The organism is Arthrobacter sp. GQ119 (genome assembly GCF_059759125.1).
In genome coordinates this window covers 36746-57902 of the sequence record NZ_JCAXEA010000030.1, presented here as the reverse complement: position 1 = coordinate 57902, position 21157 = coordinate 36746, and the positions used below count along the sequence as shown (strand labels likewise).

20 protein-coding genes and 1 pseudogene are annotated in these 21157 nt (G+C 64.8%); 11 read left to right on the top strand and 10 right to left on the bottom strand.

What is annotated here, in order from left to right; genetic code table 11:
* The 5 genes from AC6CH3_RS21285 to AC6CH3_RS21265 form a co-directional block, all read left to right on the top strand.
* The coding region (locus tag AC6CH3_RS21285; protein WP_498134310.1) for a GntR family transcriptional regulator at positions 1-412 on the top strand (412 nt) is incomplete at its 5' end.
* Between the two features lie 1185 nt (positions 413-1597).
* A complete protein-coding gene (locus AC6CH3_RS21280; RefSeq protein WP_498134309.1) occupies positions 1598-2254 on the top strand; it encodes a GntR family transcriptional regulator in 657 nt (218 codons plus the stop codon).
* A 53-nt stretch (positions 2255-2307) separates the two neighbouring features.
* A complete protein-coding gene (locus tag AC6CH3_RS21275; protein WP_498134308.1) occupies positions 2308-5289 on the top strand; it encodes an FAD-binding and (Fe-S)-binding domain-containing protein in 2982 nt (993 codons plus the stop codon).
* A gap of 203 nt (positions 5290-5492) precedes the next feature.
* Positions 5493-7091: a serine hydrolase domain-containing protein gene (locus AC6CH3_RS21270; RefSeq protein ID WP_498134307.1), complete on the top strand. Its 1599-nt coding sequence runs from the start codon at positions 5493-5495 to the stop codon at positions 7089-7091.
* Positions 7092-7169: 78 nt separating this feature from the next.
* Positions 7170-7496, top strand: coding sequence for a DUF6457 domain-containing protein (locus tag AC6CH3_RS21265; protein ID WP_498134306.1), 327 nt, complete (start codon positions 7170-7172; stop codon positions 7494-7496).
* Here the strand turns inward: AC6CH3_RS21265 and AC6CH3_RS21260 are convergent.
* Positions 7392-8198, bottom strand: coding sequence for a YncE family protein (locus tag AC6CH3_RS21260; RefSeq protein WP_498134305.1), 807 nt, complete (start codon positions 8196-8198; stop codon positions 7392-7394). The two genes, AC6CH3_RS21265 and AC6CH3_RS21260, sit on opposite strands and share 105 nt — an antisense overlap.
* 90 nt (positions 8199-8288) lie before the next feature.
* On the opposite strand from AC6CH3_RS21260, the gene AC6CH3_RS21255 reads away from it, so the two are divergent.
* A complete protein-coding gene (locus AC6CH3_RS21255) occupies positions 8289-9374 on the top strand; it encodes a glycerophosphodiester phosphodiesterase family protein (RefSeq protein ID WP_498134304.1) in 1086 nt (361 codons plus the stop codon).
* A 119-nt stretch (positions 9375-9493) separates the two neighbouring features.
* On the opposite strand, the pseudogene AC6CH3_RS21250 reads toward AC6CH3_RS21255, so the two are convergent.
* From AC6CH3_RS21250 to AC6CH3_RS21225, 6 genes and pseudogenes are all read right to left on the bottom strand, one after another.
* A pseudogene (locus AC6CH3_RS21250) lies at positions 9494-9808 on the bottom strand (ester cyclase); the annotation flags it as partial.
* Between the two features lie 27 nt (positions 9809-9835).
* The gene (locus tag AC6CH3_RS21245) at positions 9836-10594 is read right to left on the bottom strand and encodes a DUF2182 domain-containing protein (protein WP_498134303.1); all 759 of its coding nucleotides are present in this window, start codon (positions 10592-10594) and stop codon (positions 9836-9838) included.
* 127 nt (positions 10595-10721) lie between these two features.
* Complete coding sequence (locus AC6CH3_RS21240) at positions 10722-11330, bottom strand: DUF1326 domain-containing protein (RefSeq protein ID WP_498134316.1); 609 nt, start codon at positions 11328-11330, stop codon at positions 10722-10724.
* A 143-nt stretch (positions 11331-11473) separates the two neighbouring features.
* Positions 11474-11818 carry a DUF6176 family protein gene (locus AC6CH3_RS21235; RefSeq protein ID WP_498134302.1) on the bottom strand — a complete coding sequence of 115 codons (345 nt, stop codon included), beginning with the start codon at positions 11816-11818 and terminating at the stop codon, positions 11474-11476.
* Positions 11819-12191: 373 nt separating this feature from the next.
* Complete coding sequence (locus AC6CH3_RS21230) at positions 12192-12707, bottom strand: hypothetical protein (protein WP_498134301.1); 516 nt, start codon at positions 12705-12707, stop codon at positions 12192-12194.
* Complete coding sequence (locus AC6CH3_RS21225) at positions 12704-13993, bottom strand: serine/threonine-protein kinase (protein ID WP_498134300.1); 1290 nt, start codon at positions 13991-13993, stop codon at positions 12704-12706. Before AC6CH3_RS21225 ends, AC6CH3_RS21230 begins: the two co-directional genes overlap by 4 nt.
* Before the next feature lie 136 nt (positions 13994-14129).
* Here AC6CH3_RS21225 and AC6CH3_RS21220 point away from each other — a divergent pair, with 136 nt between their 5' ends.
* The gene (locus AC6CH3_RS21220; RefSeq protein ID WP_498134299.1) at positions 14130-14816 is read left to right on the top strand and encodes a haloacid dehalogenase type II; all 687 of its coding nucleotides are present in this window, start codon (positions 14130-14132) and stop codon (positions 14814-14816) included.
* Positions 14817-14924: 108 nt separating this feature from the next.
* Here the strand turns inward: AC6CH3_RS21220 and AC6CH3_RS21215 are convergent, their stop codons facing one another.
* Positions 14925-16022 (bottom strand): TM2 domain-containing protein, encoded by a 1098-nt coding sequence (locus AC6CH3_RS21215; RefSeq protein ID WP_498134298.1) that lies wholly within the window; start codon positions 16020-16022, stop codon positions 14925-14927.
* Between the two features lie 391 nt (positions 16023-16413).
* Positions 16414-16749, bottom strand: coding sequence for a cupin domain-containing protein (locus AC6CH3_RS21210; RefSeq protein ID WP_400580796.1), 336 nt, complete (start codon positions 16747-16749; stop codon positions 16414-16416).
* 131 nt (positions 16750-16880) lie between these two features.
* Here AC6CH3_RS21210 and AC6CH3_RS21205 point away from each other — a divergent pair, with 131 nt between their 5' ends.
* The 4 genes from AC6CH3_RS21205 to AC6CH3_RS21190 all read left to right on the top strand — a co-directional run bounded on the left by AC6CH3_RS21205 (position 16881) and on the right by AC6CH3_RS21190 (position 20522).
* Entirely contained in the window at positions 16881-17171 is a 291-nt protein-coding gene (locus tag AC6CH3_RS21205; RefSeq protein ID WP_498134297.1) for a YegP family protein, read from the top strand.
* Between the two features lie 67 nt (positions 17172-17238).
* On the top strand, positions 17239-18948 hold the full coding sequence (locus AC6CH3_RS21200; RefSeq protein ID WP_498134296.1) for a RecQ family ATP-dependent DNA helicase: 1710 nt from the start codon (positions 17239-17241) through the stop codon (positions 18946-18948).
* A gap of 77 nt (positions 18949-19025) precedes the next feature.
* Positions 19026-19736: a FadR/GntR family transcriptional regulator gene (locus AC6CH3_RS21195; protein WP_498134295.1), complete on the top strand. Its 711-nt coding sequence runs from the start codon at positions 19026-19028 to the stop codon at positions 19734-19736.
* 474 nt (positions 19737-20210) lie between these two features.
* On the top strand, positions 20211-20522 hold the full coding sequence (locus tag AC6CH3_RS21190; protein ID WP_498134294.1) for a FaeA/PapI family transcriptional regulator: 312 nt from the start codon (positions 20211-20213) through the stop codon (positions 20520-20522).
* Here AC6CH3_RS21190 and AC6CH3_RS21185 read toward each other — a convergent pair.
* Positions 20515-21102 (bottom strand): dihydrofolate reductase family protein, encoded by a 588-nt coding sequence (locus tag AC6CH3_RS21185; RefSeq protein WP_498134293.1) that lies wholly within the window; start codon positions 21100-21102, stop codon positions 20515-20517. The genes AC6CH3_RS21190 and AC6CH3_RS21185 overlap by 8 nt on opposite strands.
* Positions 21103-21157 lie beyond the last annotated feature (55 nt).

Here is a 21157-nt window from a genome sequence, read left to right as displayed (position 1 = left end):
GGTCCGCGAATCCGTCGAGACAGCGGCTGCAAACACGCTGCTCGACGGCAGCCAGGAGCAGATCCAAGACACCTGCGAAGTGCTGAAGGAAGTCATCAGCGACATGGCAAAGCAGGTCGCCGGATCCGACTGGCAGGAACTTGCACGGTTGGACATGCAATTCCACACCTCCTTCGTCGCAGGAACAGGAAATACCCGCCTCATCCGGATTTACGAGACGCTGGCTGCCGAATCAAGGATGTGCATCCTCAACCTGGAAGTCTCCTATCCGTGGGTAGACGTTCTGGTGGAGGAACACCAGAAGGTCTTGGATCTGCTGGAGGCAGGCGACAGGAAAGGCCTCCTCAAGGCCATCAAACGGCACATGCAAAAAGCCGTTGAGGATCTCACCGCCACACAGCAGGACAAATAACGGCCCGGGGTTCGCGAACCCCGTAACTCTGTAGTGACCAGTCCGGCCCATGCCGGCTCCCAGCGGTCGTTGCAACCCCGGAATTCTTGAGGGGTTGCAACGGCCGCTTCGGCGTTAAGCGGCGCCATCAGCTGCAAAAGGAGAATTTACCCTAGTAATTGTCAACAATCGACGATAAAGTAGGAGGCGGAACTTCATTACAGGTTCCAGATTACGCAGAAGCTTCTCAGACCCCCTTGTATCGCCTGACACCTGCACCATTGCATTCCGCCTCCAGGCACCCTTCAGCCTCAAACTCCTCGAAAGGTAGACAAAGTGCGACAGAGCAGTCACGCATCCACGTGGAACACACTCGAGCAAGGCGACATCGTCGTCCTTAGCCAGCAGGGCGTCCCCCGCCATAAGGGCTTGATTGATGATCGGACTGAAGATGGCCGAACCATTTGGGTTACCGACGAACTTGGTCATCGACGGCTTTTCCATATTGAGGACGACTATGACCTCACGATTTCCCACAACCCATTCCCTAACTAACTAGGCATGCCATGAAAGCTCCGCCGCCTTGGCTCATTGGAGATGATGGACGGACGATCCGATGCTCAGTCTGATCGTTCTTATCACGGCAGGATTCCTGACCAGCGCAACTGCAATCAGTTACGCACGCTCTTCCGACGCCACACTGGCTCAGCGGAGGAGATCCAGGGCCGGCCTCCTTTCGCAGATCTGCATCGCAGGCTTTGCCCTCGGGGCTGTCCTCTTGGCCGTCCATGTTCAGCTGGGAGAGTCGCTTTGAGGGAACAAGAAGCAGGGATGCACCAGGAAGGGCCATATAGCGGCAGCAAAATGGTGGATCCAGCCCCGATGCCAAGAGGAATCGAGCTGGTCTTCCACGACCCCCTCTCCGACACCTTGACCTCCCAACAACCTGCACCTGGTCGAATGCGAACTGGCGCCGTCAACAGTGCGCGCGATCGGGAACCGGCACGCAAGACCCACCCGGATTCACGATCGGATCAGATCGATGCAGTTGTGCGCGAACTGAAACTCCTCGCCCGGCGCAGCGGGGCTGCCCTGGAGTAGACGGGACCTACTTGCCCTCCCTGCCGCCACCGGCAGGATCGTCAGAGTTACCCCGCATTTCGAAAGGTCTTGGGACGAAGTGTATAGCTGTTATACAGTTTCATGGTGATAAATGATGCAGTTACAGTTGCGGACGCTGTTCGCACCCGACTGGAACGCAGCCTCCTTGCCGGGGACTATTCAGCGGGAGCAGTGGTCAAGGACAGCCACGTGGCCCAGCAATTGGGCGTGGCCAGGCCCACTGCCCGCGTCGCGGTACAGAGCCTCATCGCTGATGGCTTCCTGGAACGTGAAACCGGGCGAAGCGCCAGGGTCCGTCGCTTCTCCGTCCAGGACGTCGCCGACATATTTCTGGTACGCCGACTCATCGAATTCGAGGCAGTCCGCGCGGTCTGTCACGGTGGTGACACGGGACCCATCCGGGAATCGCTGGCGAGGTTTTCAGAGGTCAGCGATGACCAGGACTGGGAAACTGCGGCACAGGCTGACATGGGCTTTCATTCGGCGGTCGTGGGGGCTGCCGACTCGCCACGGCTCAGCAGGCTTTTTCAGACGATTTCCACAGAGATCCGCCTCCTGATGGCACTCCTTCGCCCCAGGTACTTGCATGTATCCACGCTTCACGATGAACACACTGAGCTCCTGAATGCGCTGGTCGCCGGCAACGCGGAGAAGGCATTGAAGCTTTGGGCCGCCCATTTGGACGACGCCGAAGCGTTCCTCAGCACGAGAACCCAGGAAGAACTCTCCCGGGAGCACTAGTACGGCAACACAACTCGAAACCGTTCCATGACACTCCAAGTGGAAAGCGCAGCATGCATTCAAAGATCACAGCCCCGGAACGTGCATCGATTCTGGCAAAGCTTCAGGCCGCGGGCGTGCCCGTGGAAGCCTCGGGTCACCGGCTGGCCGCATACTCCTATGACGCGTCCAACTACCGGGTCCCGCCTCTCGGCGTTGTGTTCCCGCGCAGCGTCGACGACGTCCGCGCGGTCATGGCGGCATGCCGGGAAACCGGAACTGCCCTGATCAGCCGGGGCGGGGGGACGTCCATGGCTGGAAACGCGATCGGCCCGGGAATTGTGCTGGACTTCTCGCGCCATATGAACCGGATCATCACCGTCGATGAGGCGGCAGGAACGGCGGACGTCGAGGCCGGCGTCGTGCTTGCCCAGCTCACCCGCGAAACTGAACGGGCAACCGGCGGGAGCCTCACGTTCGCCCCCGACCCGTCCTCAAAAAACCGTGCCACCATCGGCGGCGCCATCGGCAACGACGCCTGCGGCAACCATTCGGTGCGTTATGGACGGACCTCCGATCACGTCCACGAGATCGACGTCGTCACCTCCGACGGCGCCCTGCTCACCGCATCGGACAGCGGCGTCCGGGCCACCGACCCGTCTGACGCTTACTCCGTTTCCCGCGCGTTCCAGTTGGGCGAAGACCTCAAGAAGCTCGCCCAGGACAATCTGTCTGCTTTCCGCCTTGAACTCGGCCGCATTCAGCGCCAGGTTTCCGGCTACCACCTTGCCAATCTCCTGCCGGAAAACGGCCTGCACGTTGCCAGGGCACTGGTCGGTACCGAAGGAACCTGCGCCGTCGTCGTCCGCGCGCGCATGAAACTCGTCCCCAAGCCATCCAGTGCACTGCTGGTTTGCCTCGGCTATGCCGACGTGGTCGATGCCGCGAAGGACATCGAGACCATCCTTGACTTCTCCCCGGCAGCGGTCGAAGGCATCGACGAGGCCATCGTTGACACCATGCGGCTGCGCCGCGGAGACGACTCCGTCCTGGGGCTGCCCCAGGGCAAGGCGTTCCTGTATGTGGACCTCGACGGCGACGACCCGGACGAAGTCGCCCGGCAGGCCGCCCTGCTGCTGGAGCGGCTCGCCGCGAACGGCCGCCTGGTCGATGGGTGTGCCGTTCCGGACTCTGCTGAACGCGCTACGTTGTGGCGGGTCAGGGAAGACGGCGCGGGCCTGTCATCGAGGCCCGCCGGTGGCGGAGAATCCCAGGCCGGCTGGGAGGACTCCGCCGTCGCCCCGCAGAACCTTGCAGCCTACCTGGCGGACTTCCGGACGCTCCTGGACGACTATGGACTGACCGGAATCATGTACGGGCACTTCGGGGCCGGATGCATGCACATCCGGATCACGTACGACCTGCGCAGCGAAGAGGGCCGCAGCGTCTTCCGCAAGTTCACGCAGGCCGCCGCCGAACTTGTTGTCCGCCATGGAGGCTCCCTGTCCGGGGAACACGGCGACGGGCGTGCCCGCTCAGCACTGCTTTCGCACATGTATTCCCCCGGCATGCTCGCCGCGTTCGAGGAATACCGCACGCTGTGGGATGGGGCAGGGATCCTGAATCCGGGGTCGATTACCGATCCGGATCCGTTTGACGACAATTTGGCCCTCGAGGGCGTCCCCGAGCGTGAGTGGAGGACGCACTTCGAGCTCCGGCCCGTAGAGGCCGCCGCGGCCGGAGCCGACCCCTGGGTGCATGCCGTCCAGGCCTGCATCGGCGTCGGCAGGTGCCGTTCGGACTCCGGCGGAGTGATGTGCCCGAGCTACCGGGCCACAGGGGACGAGAAAGACTCGACGCGCGGACGGTCCAGGGTGCTCCAGGACATGGTCCGGGGCGCGCGGACCGTCGACGAAGGCTGGAAGTCGGAAGACGTCCGCGAGGCGTTGGACCTCTGCCTGTCCTGCAAAGCCTGTTCCAACGACTGTCCCGCCGGCGTGGACATGGCGAGCTACAAGTCGGAGTTCTTCTCCCACTACTACGAGGGCAGGCTCCGGCCGATGTCGCACTTCTCGCTCGGGTGGCTGCCCAGGTGGCTGAAGCTCACGTCCCGCATCAGCCCGCTGGTCAATGCAGTCCTGGCAAGCCCGCTTGGGAAGGTGGTGGCAGCAGCAGGTGGTCTCACCACCAAGCGGGCCATGCCGAAATTCGCCTCCGGAAAGATGCTCAGCGATGCCCTCGCAGATTTCGCAAAGACGCCGGCTGCCGCGGACACGGTGCTCTTCGTCGACTCCTTCACCAAGGGTTTCCGACCGGAGGTGGCCGGAGCCGCTGCACGGGTCATCGAAGGGACCGGAAGGCAGGTCTCCTGCGAGACAGACGCTTGCTGCGGCCTGACCTGGATCTCAACGGGGCAGCTCGACGCAGCCAAGAAGATGTTGGGCAAGACCGTCGCCAAACTGGATGACGGCAGCGATGCCCCCATCGTCGTCATCGAACCCAGCTGTGCAGCAGCCCTGAAAAAGGACGGCCCCGAGCTTCTCGGCACCGAAGCCGCCGAACGCGTCTCACACCGGATCCAGAGCTTTGCCGAAGCCGTTAAGCAATGGGTGGACGGCGGCTGGACGCCCCCGGCCGTGCCGTCCGCGGTAACAGTGCAGACACATTGCCACGAGTACTCCACCTTTGGGGCGACGGTACAGCGGAAGGCACTGGCGGCCCTGGGAGTAGCCAATGTCGCGGAGGCCACAGGTTGCTGCGGAGTCGCGGGAAACTTCGGGTTCGAAGCCAACCACTACGACATCTCCATGAAGGTGGCACAGCAGGCACTGGCTCCTGCCCTTGAAAGCACTGCGGCAGAGACACCGGTCCTTGCCGACGGCTTCAGCTGTGCAATGCAGGTCAAGCAGCTGGAACCGGAGCGCAAGAGCCTCCATCTGGCCGAACTCCTTGATCCCCGGAACACCATCCCGGAGAACACCGTCCCGAAGGACACCCCGGAGAACGCCCAGGGACCGGAAGGACCCGCCTCACGGCGCGGGCGTCGGCGCGCCTGAACAAGGCTGCGTTACGCATAGACCGCGGACCGTGCCGGCCAGACAGGACTCCAAGTACGGGCCGGCACGGTTCGCATTTCCCCGGCAGATGATCCGGCGGGCCCGGTCCATTCACGTGCAGCCAACGCGCCCGGGATGATGCATTGTTTTCCCGCCTGCCCGGTCCTACCGTGGAGGGACGGTAGGGCGAAGCAGGTGCGGGCATGCGAGAAATTTCCTGGTCATCGCGCTGGATTCTGTCATGCTTCCTGGTGGCTGGCGTTCTCTGCGGGTTCACCACCCCGGCCACTGCCGCCGTCGGCACCCAGCCGCCTGCCGCCGTCGAAAGGCCAGCTGCCGGACCTGCCATCCCCGATGAGACATTTGAGGCGGTGGACGCCTTCATGCGGGAGCAGATTAGCGCGATTGGGCTTCCGGGAGCCGCCATCGTCGTCGTCAAGGATGGCGTCCAGGTGCATTCCGCCGCGTTTGGCCGTGCCGACAGCTCGGGGCGCCCCATGACGCCCCAGACTCCGGTGCTGCTGGCGTCCACCACTAAGTCCCTCACGGCCATTGCCGTGATGCAGCAGGTCGAGGCCGGCAGGCTCCGGCTGGATGAGCCCGTGCGGTCCTACCTGCCCTGGTTCACTCTGCGGGACAGCCGCTCATCGGAGATCACCGTCCGACATTTGCTCCACCAGGCCAGCGGCATGGCGGCCAAGGACACGGCCTTCGAAGGCTATGACGCGCAGGGCCCGGAGGCCATCGAAGAAGGTGTGCGCGCCCTGTCAGGCTCGCCACTGGCCGGGGTTCCGGGGGAAGCATTCGGGTACGCCAATGCCAACTTCAACATCCTGGGCCTTCTGGTGCAGACGGTCTCCGGCCAGCCGTTCGGGGATTACATGCAGCAGCACCTGTTCGAGCCCCTGGAGATGCTCCACAGCCATCCCACGCGCGCCTCCGCCCGCACAGACAGTGCAGCCGCCGGACATTCCCTGTGGTTCGGCACGTTCTGGCAGCAAACCGAGGTGCCCGCACCCACCACCGGCATGCCGTCCACCACCATGTACGCCTCCGCGGAGGACAAGAGCCACGAACTGATCGCCCTGCTGAACAACGGCCTGTACCGTGACCAGCGCATTCTCCGGCCCGACAGCGTGAAGGCCCTGCTCGAGCCCCGGGTCCGGGTGGACGAGTCCAAGGGCTACGCCATGGGCTGGTTCACCCGTCCGCTCGTGGAATCCGCCGCCCCTGGCGAACCGCCCCGCCCGGATACCTTGCCGCTGCTCGCGGAGCATCAGGGGGAATGGGGGAATTCGCACACCTACCAGGCGTTGGTTCCCAGCTCCGGCCTCGGCGTCGCCATGGTCATCAACGCGAATGACACCTCGGCCCCGTCACGGCTCAAAGCCATCGACACTAACATCCTGCGGATCCTCCACGGCCAGCCGCCGGCGCCGGCGGTGGTGCAGGAGGACTGGCTTCAGCGCTACAGCTGGGCCGTCTCGCTGGCACTGCTGCTCGCGGAACTGCTGAGCCTGTGGCTGGCGCTCTCCGCCCTCCGGCGAAGCCGCGCCGCGGCCGGCAGGCGGTGGGCGCTGTGGGCTGTGGGCCTCGCAGCGCTCGCCCTCGACGGGTTCGCGCTGTGGCTGTGCCTCATCTACGCACCCGCCAAGTTCGACACCAACCTGGCCGTCATCGTCCGCCAGTTCCCCGACGTCGGCGTCATGCTGGTGCCCGTGCTCGCGCTGGCCATCATCTGGCCGGTCCCCCGCACTTGGCTGCTCGTCAGGATGCGGGCACGTCCAGACATTCACCGGTGACTTACGCCGGAAAGCCTTGTAGTGTCGTGGCCACCGGGCGGGAGGCACCGCCACAATGGCCGCTATCAAGGAGAGAACATGGCTGTCGACGACGACGAGGCACAGATCCTGGCGCAGTGGAGCAACCGGCTGGCGCAGGCCCTGCAGCTCCTGGACCTCGAATTCGACCAGGAAATGGTTCTGGACCTCGCCAGGAAATCGGCGCGGTCAGTGACCCACGCCGCCGCGCCGATCACCTCGCTCATGGTGGGCTATGCCGCCGGACTCGCTGCCGGCAGCGGCAGTGAAGGCTCCAAGGCCTCAGCAGCGGCGATCGCGCAGGCCGCCGGGGTCGCGGCGCAGCTCTGTGAGGACGGGGCCTACGGCGGTCCGGCTAACCAAGGCTGGGCGGACACCGCCCAGTAAGACGACGGCGCTTACGCTGCCTTGCGCCTGGCTCTTTGGCGGAGCCAGAATCCGACACCCACGAGGACACCAAAAAAAGACCGCTCCACCGGCAACGAAGAAGCTCACTTCGGCTTTGTTGGAGCTGTCCTGAAAGGTCTCCGGTCCCGCCGCCGGTCCCGCCTGAGGCGTCGCCGATCCCGCCTTCACAGGGGTTGCTTCCGGCGAGAGGACCGAAACGGAGTTGGCCGCACGGTTTGCCACGTAGACGGTGCCGTCCGGGGTCGCAGCGAGACGTCCCGGCTCCTTTCCCACGGGGACGGTCCGTGTGACCTCGGATTCTCCTGGTCCGATCACAGAGACCGTGCGGTCCACATTATTGGTGACGTAGATGGAGCCGTCCGGGCCGGCTGAGACTTCCTGCGGGGAACGGCCTACAGGAATTCGCCGTGCCACGGCCGACGTCTTCGGCTCGATGACCACGACTTCGTCCGTGAGGACGTTGGTGATGTACACCGTGCCGTCAGGGGCGGCGGCAATTCCGTGAGGATTCGACTTGCGGCCGACGTCAATCGTTCCGGAGGCACTGCTCGAACCCGCAGGGATGACTGAGACCGTGCCGGAATGCTCGTTGGTGACGAATGCAGTTGCCGGCAGCAAGCGTCCCGACGGGTTGAAGTCTGCCGGCGGGCGAGGCCGCAGCCGCAGCTGTTCACCTCCCATCCAACTCCCCACACACAGCCGTCCATCTGGCCTTCCTATGGTGAACGGGTCGGCGGCTCAGCGCCGACCACCGACCACCCGGGAGGAACCATGACCATGCGCACAGTCCTGACCGCCGCGGCCGCCGCCGCGCTCATCGCCGCAATGGCGAGCCCTGCCGTCGCCGCCCCGACCGCGGACGCCGGCACGCCGTCGTCGAACGCTGCCGGAACCGCACCGTCGCCAGACACCAACCTGGTTAAAACCCGGGAACGCAACGGTTCCTTTGACCTGCAGTCCCACCGCGGGGGCCGCGGGGAATGGACCGAGGAATCCCTGGCAGCGTTCGCTAAGTCATTGGAGCTTGGCGTGACCACGCTGGAGCTGGACACCCATCTGACCGAGGACGGCAGCGTCGTCGTCTGGCACGACGACTCCATCCAGGCGAACAAGTGCCGCGACACCGCCCCCGCCATCCCCGGCGACGCCGAATTCCCGTACGTGGGCGACCGCGTCGCGGACCTGACCCTCGACCAGGTCAAGACCCTGGACTGCGGCTTCGTGCAGTTGCCCGGCTACCCGGAGCAGGAGGTGATCGACGGCAACAGGATCGCCGAACTCAAGGACGTCTTTGAGCTGGCAGCCAGCTTCAACGCCCGGAAGGTCCGCTTCAACGTCGAGACCAAAGTGGAGGACGGCAAGGCCGGCAGCGAGGGCATGGAGGCGCTCACCAAGGCCGTGGTCATCGAGATCTACAAGGCCGGCATGTCCCACCGCACCACGCTGCAGTCCTTCGACTGGTCCTCGCTGAACTACACCAGGAAGATCGCCCCGCAGCTCCCGCTCGTGGCCCTCTCCAGCGGCGACGACTGGCTCGAAGTCGGCCAGCCCGGCGCCAGCCCGAACCTGGGCGGGATCGATATCGACGACTACAACGGATCCCTCGCCAAAGCCGCCAAAGCCCAGGGGTACGACGTCATCTCCCCCGCCTTCCGCTCCGTCACCCCGCAGATGATCACCGAAGCCCACGAGTTCGGCCTACCCGTCATCCCGTGGACCGTCAACACCACCGCGGACATGGCCCGCCTGATGGACCTTGGCGTGGACGGCATCATCACCGACTACCCCACCCGCCTGCGCACCCTCATGGACCAGCGCGGCCTCAAGCTCCCGAAGCCGTACACGCTGAACAGCTGATCCTCACCTTTAGAAAGTACGACGGCGGCCGTCCCCACTTTGGGGGCGGCCGCCGCGCCGTTGAGCTACCGCCCTTTTGGACGGCTGCCGCAGACAACGCTTCGGTATTCAGCTCGGCGCTATCCGGGAATTGCGCCAATCTGCTGCATGAGCCTCAGGTTGTCGGTGGTACCCCAGTGCTCGGCCACCTTGCCGCCCTCGACACGGATGATGTCAGTCCCGCCGAATTCGACACTCTTACCACTTGCCGGCATGCCGGCCAGTTCCCCACGGTGGGTACCCGTGAGGGTGACGTGGCACGCCTCCATGTTCCCGTCCGAAAATGACGGCTCGAGCGACTTGACCCTGACATCCGGGAACGCCGTCCGCAGCGCATTCACGAAGAAACGGACGCCCTCCTTTCCTGGCGGCTGTCCGGGAAGAGCCTCCTCGTGATCCGTGTAGTCGTAACAAACGCCCTGCTACATCGTCATCCCGTCCGTCGCCGCGGGCGACAGGGCAATGGCCAGCGCAATCACAGCCAGCGCCACCGCAACGGACAGGTTTGCGAGCCGCTTCCATGGGAGCATCTTCTCGCCGGCGATGAATGCCCCGATCACCGCCATCCACCCGATGCTCATCACACCGAGCGCGAACAGTGCCGTCATCAGCGCCCAGCAGCACGCAACGCACCACGCGCCGTGCTCGACTCCCATCCGCAGCGCACCGCCGTACCCGTGCCGCATGCGGTGCAGGATGAAATCCATGGGCGTCCGGCATTTCATCAGACTGACGTTCTTGGCCGGCGTCAGTTGGTAAACGGCCGCCACCATAATCACTCCGGCGGCCAGATAACGGCCTCCCTGGTCAGAGGCGAAGAGTCCCGGAGACTGCGCCGCGACCAGCGCGTACAGCGAGTAGGCCACCAGGCCGAAGGCCGTCCACGAGATCAGGTAACCGGCCACGAAAACAGCGGTGCTCCCCGGCGGGGCGTGGCGTCCCATCCGGCGGCGGTGATGATGTATCCGGTCGTAGGCAACCACCATCGGCGCGACCGACGGGAACATCATGGCCGCCAGCATCACCACCCAGGTGGAGACGAAGAAGCCCAGCGGGCCAGGGTCGGTCCAGCGGCCCATGTCCATCCCGCTCATCTGTGCTGAATTGAACACCCAACTCGCAGCCGCGAGCCCGAGCAGGACCGCGATGAGGCCGGCCTCGCTTGCATCGATCCTGGACAAGGATGGACGCGGAAGAGACGCTGCGCCCGAAGAGCCGGACGGCGCGGCAGCAGAAACGGCGGCGCGCACAGGGCCGTGCGTGCCGCCTCTCGTGAAGAGCTTCCTGAGCAGCATGAGCTGCCGGCGCTCAGACCCGGCCCCTGGGGGCGTCCTCGGCCATCTCGCTGGCGAAGGTGAAGTCCGCGGTCTCGCCGTAGAAGCCCTCGAACTCCATCCCGAAGAGGTCCGAGTGTCCGGGCGCCTTGCCGATCCGGAATTCCGGGGCGAAGCCGAACATCGCGTTCTTGACAGTGGTCACGCCGCTGCCCCCGATTCCGGGAAGCGGCTCGAAGGTGAAGCTCGCCTTCCCTGCTACTGAGGCGGACGGATTGTCACCGTCCGAGAACGTGACGCTGCCACGCTCCACGCCCAGCCATTCCCCATACAAGGCCGCAAACTCCTCGAACGGCCCACCGGCCTCGCCGTGAAGGATGCTTTCCAGGGCCTTGGCCTGCGCATCCGAGGCGCCTACGTCCACGACGACTCCCACCTTCCAGCCGCCTGCGGTGAGGTTCGAAGGGAACCAGTTGCAGAAGGCGAAGTCGACGCCCGACAGATCGGTACTGTCGAGCCGTCCATTCGCGATATGGAAGACATTCACGCCGCGGCATTGGCCGTCCCGTCCGGTGGGCACTCCGTCGACCGGGCACGGACAAATCAACTGGCAACTGCAGTTGCCAACATACGATCCGGACATTTCCCAAGACATGAGGACTCCTTGCAGGCGCCCTCGCCAAGCAGAAGCGGCCCAGTGCTGACGCCGAGATACTTAGAAACGGGGCGGAAAACCCCGTTAAGGCAGACGGTATTCCCGGGTGATCCGCCTGTCAATATGTCGAATTATCGCTCGTCGCTACGGTAGTCGACGGTGACGATCGCCGGCGGGGGTCCCTGCAACATTTCCAGTGTCAGTCCATGGATCTCTTTGATTTTCTCCCGGAACCACACGTCGTAGGGATCGTCCGACTCGGAGACCACCTGGAAGGCCTTGGCCAAATCCTTTGCCTCTTGAAAGATGCACGCGAAGTCCCCTTCCGGGGTCTGCATCAGTGATACAACTTCCCGAACCACTCCCATGCGCTTCCGGGAGCGGTCATATTCCTCCCCCTTCGTGTTCTCGGCGAATGCCTTCCACGCCTCCAGCTTGCCGGGCAGAATCGGGACGGACCAAACGATGCACTCCATGACAGTTTCCTTCCGTGCCGTAAGTTACGGCCCGATCCTAGTTCTTACGGGGGACGCGGTAAATGGCACATTGCATCGCCGATGAATCCGCCCCCGGACGTCTGTGACAGTTTCGGCTAGGACTGCTCTGCCGGCTGTTCTTGCGCCACCCACTTAGCCACGGCCTCAGTTGGGTCGGGTTCTTGACTTGCATGCCTGAAGGTCAAGTCGTAGCTGCCCCCAGGAAGTTCTATCGGGAACTCCGATAATTCCCGAAGCTCAGACTTACTGTCCTTGTCTCCACCTTGGTAGGTTACGTGCAGCCTCATAGCCGCAACCCTAGAACAACTGCTGGCTCTTAGAAAGGCCTGGCGCAGACGCCAAGCAGCGGTTATCAACCGTCGCCTTTGTCATGTTCTCTGTCGTGGTCTTTGTCCTGGTCTTTCTTCTTTTTTTCGGCGTCCTTCTTCACCTCCTCCTGCTGCTTCTCGGCCTCCTTTTTCGCCTCCTCCTGCTGCTTCTCGGCCTCCTTTTTCGCGTCTTCGTCCTGCTCCTCTCCGTTCTTGCTGTCCGAAGGATCAGCCGTAGGAGTCGTTGGGAGCGGTGGCGGCGTGGGTGTCATGGCTGCTTCAAGGTCGTCCTTGATTGTGCTGATGGCGGCCTCGATCCGGGCTTTTCGCTGCTGTGACACCTGGCGCTGCTCTGCAGCCGTTGCCACGTCCTGGCCAAGCTGTTCGAGCTCAGCCAGCGCTGCGGGGAAGTTCTGCTGCGCGGCGAATTGTTTCGCTTCGACCACACGGGCCTGCAGTTTCTCTGCGACTCCGGCGTCCAGCTCGGGCGCAGCCGAGCACGCAGTCACCAGTGAAAGGCCGAAGCAGGCGGCCAGAACAGAGGTAAGCAGTTGATTCATGGTGTGACGCTTTCTTCCAGTTCTTTAAAGTGTTCGCCCATCTGCCCAGGGATAACCGGCGACGGTGTTTCCACCGGTGCCGGAGCCGGCCGCTGGATGGATGTCAGCAGCACCCCCACCAGGACCACGGCGAGAGCTGCGACGGCAACCAAGACCCAAAGCCGGCGGCCCCGGATGCTTCTGAGTTTCTTCCAGGAACGCTGCGGGGCCGGTTTTGGCTCCGCGGAGGCCGGTTGGCGCGCCGGCATCTCCGGGGCACGGTGCCACGAGGTGGCGTTGGTTACCTCGCTGGCCGAGAGGGCAGGCAGCCGGGCACCGCCCTGCGGCCCTGCCCTGCCTTCGGACTGACGAATCCTGGGACCGCCCGCGCTCAGCACCCGGGTTGCCGGGGGAAGTGCTTCCGCCGCGGTTTTCGCCTCACGTGGATATTTGGCTGGCACGGTCCATTCACCGGCCAGGCCCAGTGTTGTTGCGATACTTACGGCGTCCGGCCGGTCTTGTGGATCCCGGGCAGTCATCGCAGCAAGCAGGGATTTCCACTGCGGGCCCAGGGCATCCGGGATGTCCGGAACCCGGGAGAGACGGGCCACCGCGGATTCCATCGGAGGTCCGGGGAAAGCCACGGTCCCGGTGAGAGCCTCCAGCAGCACCAGGCCCAGCGAGTAGATGTCTGCCGGCGGTCCCACGTTTTCTCCGCTGGCCTGCTCCGGGCTCAGGTAGGCCGCTGTCCCGGGAATCATGTTGGTTGCGGTGAGCCGGGCCCCATCGAGCATTCGTGCGATTCCAAAGTCCGCGAGCTTAGGCCTAAGCGGGGAATCCTCCGCATAACGGGTCAGCAGGATGTTGGCCGGCTTTACATCGCGGTGCACCACGCCGCGATCGTGGATGTAGTGCAGGGCTTCAGCCAGTTCTGCTCCTAGCCGGGCCGTTTCGGCCGAAGTCAGCGGCCCGACTGCGAGGTGGCGGCGAAGATCAGTTCCACTGACAAGTTCCATGACCAGAAAGGGCACTTCCCTTTGGCCGCGGAGCAGAGTCCCGGTGTCGAAGAGCGTGACCAAGCCGTGGTGGTTCAGCCTGGCCAGCGTCCGGGCTTCTGTCTGCTGCCTCGCCAGTTCCTCCGGGTCGGTGATGTCGGCACGGAAGATCTTCAGGGCGACGTCCCGGTTGAGGACCAGGTCAGTTCCCCGGTAGACGCTTCCCATGCCGCCCTGGCCAAGCACTTCTTCGACCCTGTAACGCTCCCGCAGGACCGTTCCAGCCATCCCGGTTTCCGTGTCTTCGGTCATGGGCACCTGCCTTCCACTTATTTCCACTCTAGCCATGTCACCGCCGCCCCGCCCGCCCCTGCGTACCGGGATCTACCGCTCAGGCTCTCCGCGCGGAAGACTGGGCATGACCAGCCGCTGGAGAAGGAGCCATTCCGTGAGAACCGCCCCGTCCGTCATCGTCTTCGACGTCAACGAAACCCTGTCCGACATGTCCCCCCTGGCTGACCGTTTCGCGGAGACCGGTGCGCCGGCGTCGCTCGCCAAACTGTGGTTCACCACCCTGCTGCGCGACGGTTTCGCCCTCACAGCGGCCGGAGACAACAGCGCCTTTGCCGAGATCGGGGCGGAGGCACTGCGCGGGCTGCTCACCGGCCTGGACCTGAGGATGGGGGCGGACGCGGCCGTGGAACACATCATGCAAGGCATGGCCGGGCTGGAACTCCATGCCGACGTGCCGGACGGTGTCGCGTCCCTTAAGGCGGCCGGCTACCGGCTTGCCACGCTGACGAACGGCTCCACCGACGTCGCGGAGAATCTCTTCACCACCGCCGGGATCCGGGACAGCTTCGATCTCCTGCTGTCCGTCGACGACGCCCCCGCCTGGAAGCCCGCCCGCGGGGCCTACGACTTTGCGGCCGCGGCCTGCGGAACCGACCCGGAACAGATGCTCCTGGTGGCGGTCCACCCCTGGGACATCCACGGCGCCGCGCGTGCGGGCCTCGGCACCGCATGGATCAACCGTTCCGGAGCCCCCTATCCGGCTTATTTCGCGGAACCCGAGTACACGGTGCCATCACTGCCTGAGCTGGCGCGCACGCTTGCAGGTGCCCGACCTGACTAAAGCACTCAAACAGCGCTTAAACAGACGGCCCCGCCGGACGCTACGTCCGGCGGGGCCGTCTGCCAGTCAGTGCGGTAGCCACCCCAGGCAACCTCCCACCCAAGGCTCCTACTTCGCGGTCAGCGTCCAGTCACCGTCGGACTTGACCTGCACAAAGCCGGGCGTCAGCCGGACCGTGCTGCTGTAGGTGCCCTCCTCGTCGACGGGCAGTTCCGGAATCTCGGACCCGAAGCCCTCCACCAGGAACTGCCCCTCGCCATTGTTGGTGATGGCAGCCTGGTCGCTCGGAGCATCCCAGTAAATAACGGCGTCGCCATGTCCGCGGGCCTTGCCGGCTGCCGTGGGTACAGCGTCAACATCCTCCACCTTCAGGGTCCAGGCCGCATCGGCACTGATGCTGAACTGGGACGTGACAGAACCGGTGCTGGTGTCCACAAGGTGGGAGCCGGCGTAGCCGCCAACGGTGTTGACCAGCATGATCTCTGCACCGTCGGTCTCCAACACCGTTTCGCCGGTGCACGCCTTGCAGGTGAAGGTCACCAGCGCAGGCAGGCCCTGCAGGTCCACCGACTTGATCGCGTCGCCGGTTCCTGTGAAGGACCGGGCGGCCAGGCGCGGGCGGTCGTCACCGGCTATCGCTTCCTGGGACGCGGCGGGTGCCGATTCGGACGGTGCCGAAGCAATGGGCTCCTCCGTGAGGGGTGCGGCGGAGACGATCGGCGACGTGGCCGCGCTTTGGATGGCCAAGGCAGCCGCGGCCCCGGTGACCGCGCCAACAATCATTCCGCCCACCACGAGCACGGCCGAGACCGCGATCGCGAGCACCCTGTGCTGCACATACCCCGCCAGCGGCCGGCCGCTCTTGTCCGTCTGCTTTCCCGCCAGGGTGATGATCAGGTCCACAAGCGCCCAGACGCCGAGACCGCCAAGGGTAAGCAGCTTGGCGATGCCCGTACCGATCTTGCCGAGGTAGAAGCGGTCCACGCCGAGGCTTCCGAGGAACAGTGAGAACAGCCAGGTGGCCAGGAAGGACTTCTGTGGAGCCACGCCGAACTGCCAGCCCGAGTCAGGCTGCTGGCCTGCGACATAAGGGCTCACGCCATATTGCGGGCCTGAGCCATAGTGCTGCCCGGGAAACCCTGGCGCGCCGTAGGTGGTGTAGTCGGCCGGCGGGGGTGGTGGCGGGGTTTGGCCGGGCTGGCTCATGGCGGTCCTTTCGGGCTGGTGACGGCAGGGGTCACCGAGGAGGGCTGGGATGGCGGGGGTGCGTCGATTTGACGCGGGTGGGTGCAGAGCCGTTGGGGCGACCACTGGCTCGGCGGGAAGGGCAGGCTACAGGTAGCGCTGGGAAACTGTCCGGTTTCCGGCCTTGAGGGCTGGCGATTCCGGAGGGCACGGTAAGTTCACACGGGTGGTCTCACAGAGCGATCCCACATGAGTGATTTCATGGCTGATTTCACACAGCTTTTATCGCTTGCACATGCCTGATATCCCCCAGTTTGACGCTGCGGCGTCGCCGCCTCCTGAAGGGATAGTACACGTGCCCGGACAGTCAAAACAGCACTGTCCATCCCGGTGCGGCGAAGGTCACCGCCGGCTACGATGTGATCTTCGCCACCGTCATCAGAAAGGCCGAATCCTCCTCCGCATCCAGGCTGTGCAGTCCGTCTGGAATGATCAGCAAATCCCCGGATTTGCCCTGCCAGGATTCCCCTCCGGCGCGCAGCCAGAGCGAGCCGCGGAGCACAAAAATGGTTGCCTCCCCCGGGTTTCGGTGCTCGCTGAGACTGGTGCCGGCTTTCAGCGCCATGACTGTTTGACGCATCACCTTCTCGTGCCCACCGAATACTGTGTCGGCAGCGCGCCCGCTGCCGACCGAACGCGCAGCCTCGAGTTGCTGCGTTGCCAGTGCCTCAATCGAAATCTTCTGCATGTGGTCACCGTACCCATCCGCGGAGCGCAATGAAACGGGCCCGGGGAAACCGCCGCCGCGCCACCAGGGCCGAAAAGGCGCAAAATAGAATTGGGACATACGAAGACGCATCATGAACGGAGGGATTTGTCATGGCTGGACACTTTGAACTCATCGACGCTCCGGAGGGTGGCTTCCGCGTTCGGCTCCTGGACGGGATGGGACGCCTGGTGGCGACCTCGGTGCCCTACCCGTCGAAGCAGGCAGCCGTCGCGGGGATTTCCGTAACCAGGGAGATTGCCGGAACCGGCCTCATCCGCGACATGAGCCGTGGAGGCCACGGGGAAGTCATCATCCCCAAGTCCAGGCCCGCCCAGGCCACCATGAGGATTCACACCCCCACGCGGTTCCCGGGCGCAGACCGGGGCCTGCACTCCATCTGACCGGCAGGTAGGCTAGAATCCACGGCTGAAGACACCCGGCCATCGGACCGCCCCACGGAGCTGCCCCATGACCGAGGCCCTCGCCCCATCAGCCGCCGACACCAGCACAGATCCCGACGCCGGCCTCCGACGGCTCGCAGCCGGAACCTTGGGTCTCTCTAATCTCCGGGACGGCCAGCTTTCCGGCATGCGTGCCCTGGTGCAGGGCCGCGACGTGTTAGCCGTCATGCCCACGGGCTATGGCAAATCGGCCATCTACCAGGTGGCCGCCCTGTACCTGCACCGGCACGCTGACAGCGCACGGCGCGGTCCCGCCGTCGTCGTTTCCCCGCTGATAGCACTGCAGGAGGACCAGCTCGACGGTCTGCTGGAGGACCTCGGCGGGGAGGCCGCCGTCGCCATCAACTCCGGCCGCAGCGATGCGGATGTGGACGACGCGTGGGCAGCGGCCGAACGCGGTGACGCCGTCTTCCTCTTCCTGGCGCCAGAGCAGCTTGCCAAGGCGGAGACCATGGAGCGGCTCGCCGCCCTGGATGTCGTGCTGTTCGTGGTGGATGAGGCCCACTGCGTCTCCTCGTGGGGCCACGACTTCCGCCCTGACTATTTGCGCCTGGGCGAGGTCCGCGGGCAGCTGGGAAACCCGCCGGTCGTCGGCCTCACCGCGACGGCCTCTCCCCCGGTCCGCGACGAAATCCAGCAGCGTCTGCGCATGCGGGACCCGCTGGTCCTGGTCCACGGATTCGACCGTGCCAACATCCGGCTCGACGTGGTCCGCCACCTCGAGGACAGGGACAAGCGCCGCGCCGTGGTGGAGCAGATTGCCGCGATCAAAGGTCCGGGCCTGCTTTACGCCGCCACCCGCAAGGACACCGAAACGTATGCCGCTGAACTCGCCGAAGGCGGCCTGAGGGCCGAGGCGTACCACGCCGGCCGGAAGCAGCCCGAGCGGGACAGCGTCCACGACCGGTTCCTCGACGACGAGCTTGACGTCGTCGTCGCCACCACCGCGTTCGGCATGGGCATCGACAAACCCAACGTCCGCTTCGTCATCCACGCCGACATCCCCGAGTCCCTGGACGCCTACTACCAGGAGATCGGCCGCTCCGGGCGCGACGGCCAGCCTGCCGCAGCCGTTCTCCACTACCGGCCCGAGGACCTTGGGCTGCGCAGGTTCTTCGGCACGCACGCCCCGGATGAGGAGTCGCTGCTGGCTGTCCTCACAGCCCTGCGGGCGGCCGACGGCCCGCTCACGCAGAAAGCGCTCGCCGGGCAGACCGGCATGTCCCCGCGCAGGCTGACCGGGCTGCTGAACCAGCTGCAGGAAACCCGCGCGGTCAAGGCCGGCAAGCGCGGCATCCGGCTGGAAGCGGGCGCCGAACTGCCCACTGTGGTGGAACGCGCCGTCGAACTCGCCGAAGCACGACAGCGCGTGGACCGCTCGCGCATCGAGATGATGCGCGGCTACGCCGAGACGGACGCCTGCCGCCGGCAGTTCCTGCTCGGTTACTTCGGCGAGGACATGCCCGAGCCATGCGGCAACTGCGATACCTGCACCGACGGTTCGGCCCAGGAGGAGGATTACGACGGCGGCGCCGCGGCCGCCGCGGGCGGGGAACCTTTCCCGCTCCAGGCCGCCGTGGTGCACAAGGAATGGGGCCCCGGCATCGTGATGCGGCACGAGGAGGACGTGATCACCGTGCTGTTCGAGCAGGAGGGCTACAAGACCCTGTCCCGCCAGGCCGTAACCGAGGGAAAGCTGCTCACGCTCGCGACGTGACCGGCCGGCCGGCAGGCCGGCCGGCTGGCCGGCCGTAACACGTTGACAGGGCGAGTGACCCATGTCATATTTACTGCATGGACAACCTGTTGGACAGCTGGACAGCTGGACAAGATAAAGTGATACGGGTCGGCGCCGCCGAAGCCGTATTCGCGTCCCTTCGAAACGCCATCGAAGCAGGCAAGATCCCCATGGGTGCACGGCTGGATTCGGAGGCATCGCTGGCCCAGCAGTACGGCGTCAGCCGGTCGATGGTCCGGGAAGCGCTGAAGTCTTGCAACGCCCTTGGTCTGACGGCTACCTTCACCGGCAAGGGAACCTTCGTCATCGCGGACCGTGTTGCCCAGGATCTGAAGCTCGGCAAGTATTCGGCCCGTGACCTGGTGGAGGCACGCCCGCACATCGAGGTGCCCGCCGCTGCCCTTGCCGCCGAGCGCCGGACTGTTGAAGACGTGGAGGCGCTTCGCGAAATTCTCGAGGCAATGTCCGATGAGGATGACCTCCAGCAGTGGATCCTTCTGAATGCTGAATTTCACGCCGCCATCGCCCGGTGCAGCGGCAACGGGGTGTTTGTGGGGGTTCTGACGGACATCCGCGAGGCCATGGGTGATCAGTCGAACACCCTGAACCTCGTAGCTGATCGGCGGAAGGAATCCGACCGCGAGCATGCCCGAATTTTCGCTGCCATTGAACGCGGGTCCGCTCAAGAAGCGTCCAGAGCCATGAGACGCCACCTGCACGGGGTGGAGTGTGCTTTGGGCAGCCTCGTGCCCGGAGGAGGGAACTGACTACGATCCTGCCTCTCTGATACATCCCGGCTGCCCAACCGGATACCAGCCGCCCCCGGTTCAGCCTGCCCACTAACGGCCGCCCACCTGTCGCCGCCCCCATGCCCGGCCAGCCTGCAACGCGAACAATGGTGTTCGCCCCTTTGCACACGGCAGGCATCAGGCCGATCCGTCTAACCCACTCCCGTCAACGAAGCCGTGAGGACCCCCTTTGACCATCATCAGCACAGACCCGGACGTCCGGTCCGAGCGCCTGGCCAACCTCAGCAAGTAAATCCCACCGCGGGTTGAGCCTGCCCAACCAGGCCTCTCCAACCCAACCGGCACCACCGCCCTGCCCGCAACGTGTTCAGGGCTGCGCCGTCATGCCCTGGCCGCCCGGCTACAGAGCACCCGATTCGCTAGAGGCTGCCCGAGAGCAGGACGTGCAGGAGGCCACGGCCTCATAGCCGCCCCGATTGAAAGGAAATTATTGTGACTGAAGTAGTTAGCCCAAACAGACAAGTGGCGAGCGCCGCGGGTAATCGCCGGCACAAAGTTCGGCCCAACCAGATCAGGTCGCGGATCGTCGAATTTCTGGGGACCAACGGGGCAAGCAAGGTGGCCGACATCAGCACCGCTCTTGGCTTTTCCAGAGACGTCGTCCGCTACCACCTCACGTCCCTTGAGGCGGCGTCGATCGTCCGGTCCGATATGTCCCCCGGGATGAGGGCCAGGTTCACCCCCTTCTATTCACTCGTCCCTGCAGACACCCGCCGAATGCAGCTCCTCACGGCTGCTAAGTAGCAGCCCGCCGCGCCCGGAGTCCGTAAACGAGCTCGGTCAGCCCTTGGTCATACGTTGTTGCGCTGAGAAGATTCAGCACGTTCGGATCCTGCCCTGCGGGAAACACGCCCCGCCCCTCGCCCAAGGCGATGGGCATCACGAGGAGCCTCACCTGGTCCACCTCGCCTGCGGCCAGGAGCGTCCCGGCCAGGGTGAGGCTGCCCCAGAGCACTATGTCGCCGTCGGTCTCCCGCTTGATCCTCCGGATCGCCCCGATGGCGTCACCGGATTCGATGGCCGCCTCCGGCAGCTCTCCCCAGGGGGCCGTCGTGAGGTGGCGGGAGAAAATGACGCGGCGGAGCCCGTTGAGTGCGGGTGCAATGATTTCATCCTTTGATGCCGGCGTTGGCCAGTACTCGACGAACATCCGGTAGGTGTTTGCGCCGAGGACCATCGTGTCGACGGTGTCCAGCCACCTCAACTGGCTGCGGTCGAACTCGGCCGTGCCCCCGTCCAGCAGTTCATAGAAGGTGAATTCGTTGTTGGCGTCCGCCGCGAACCCGTCGGCGCTTACGAACTCCTGGACCACCAGTTGCCCCATGGTGCGCTCCTCGCTCCCTGTGATTTCGAAGGACTCACAGGCCCTCCCGCTTACC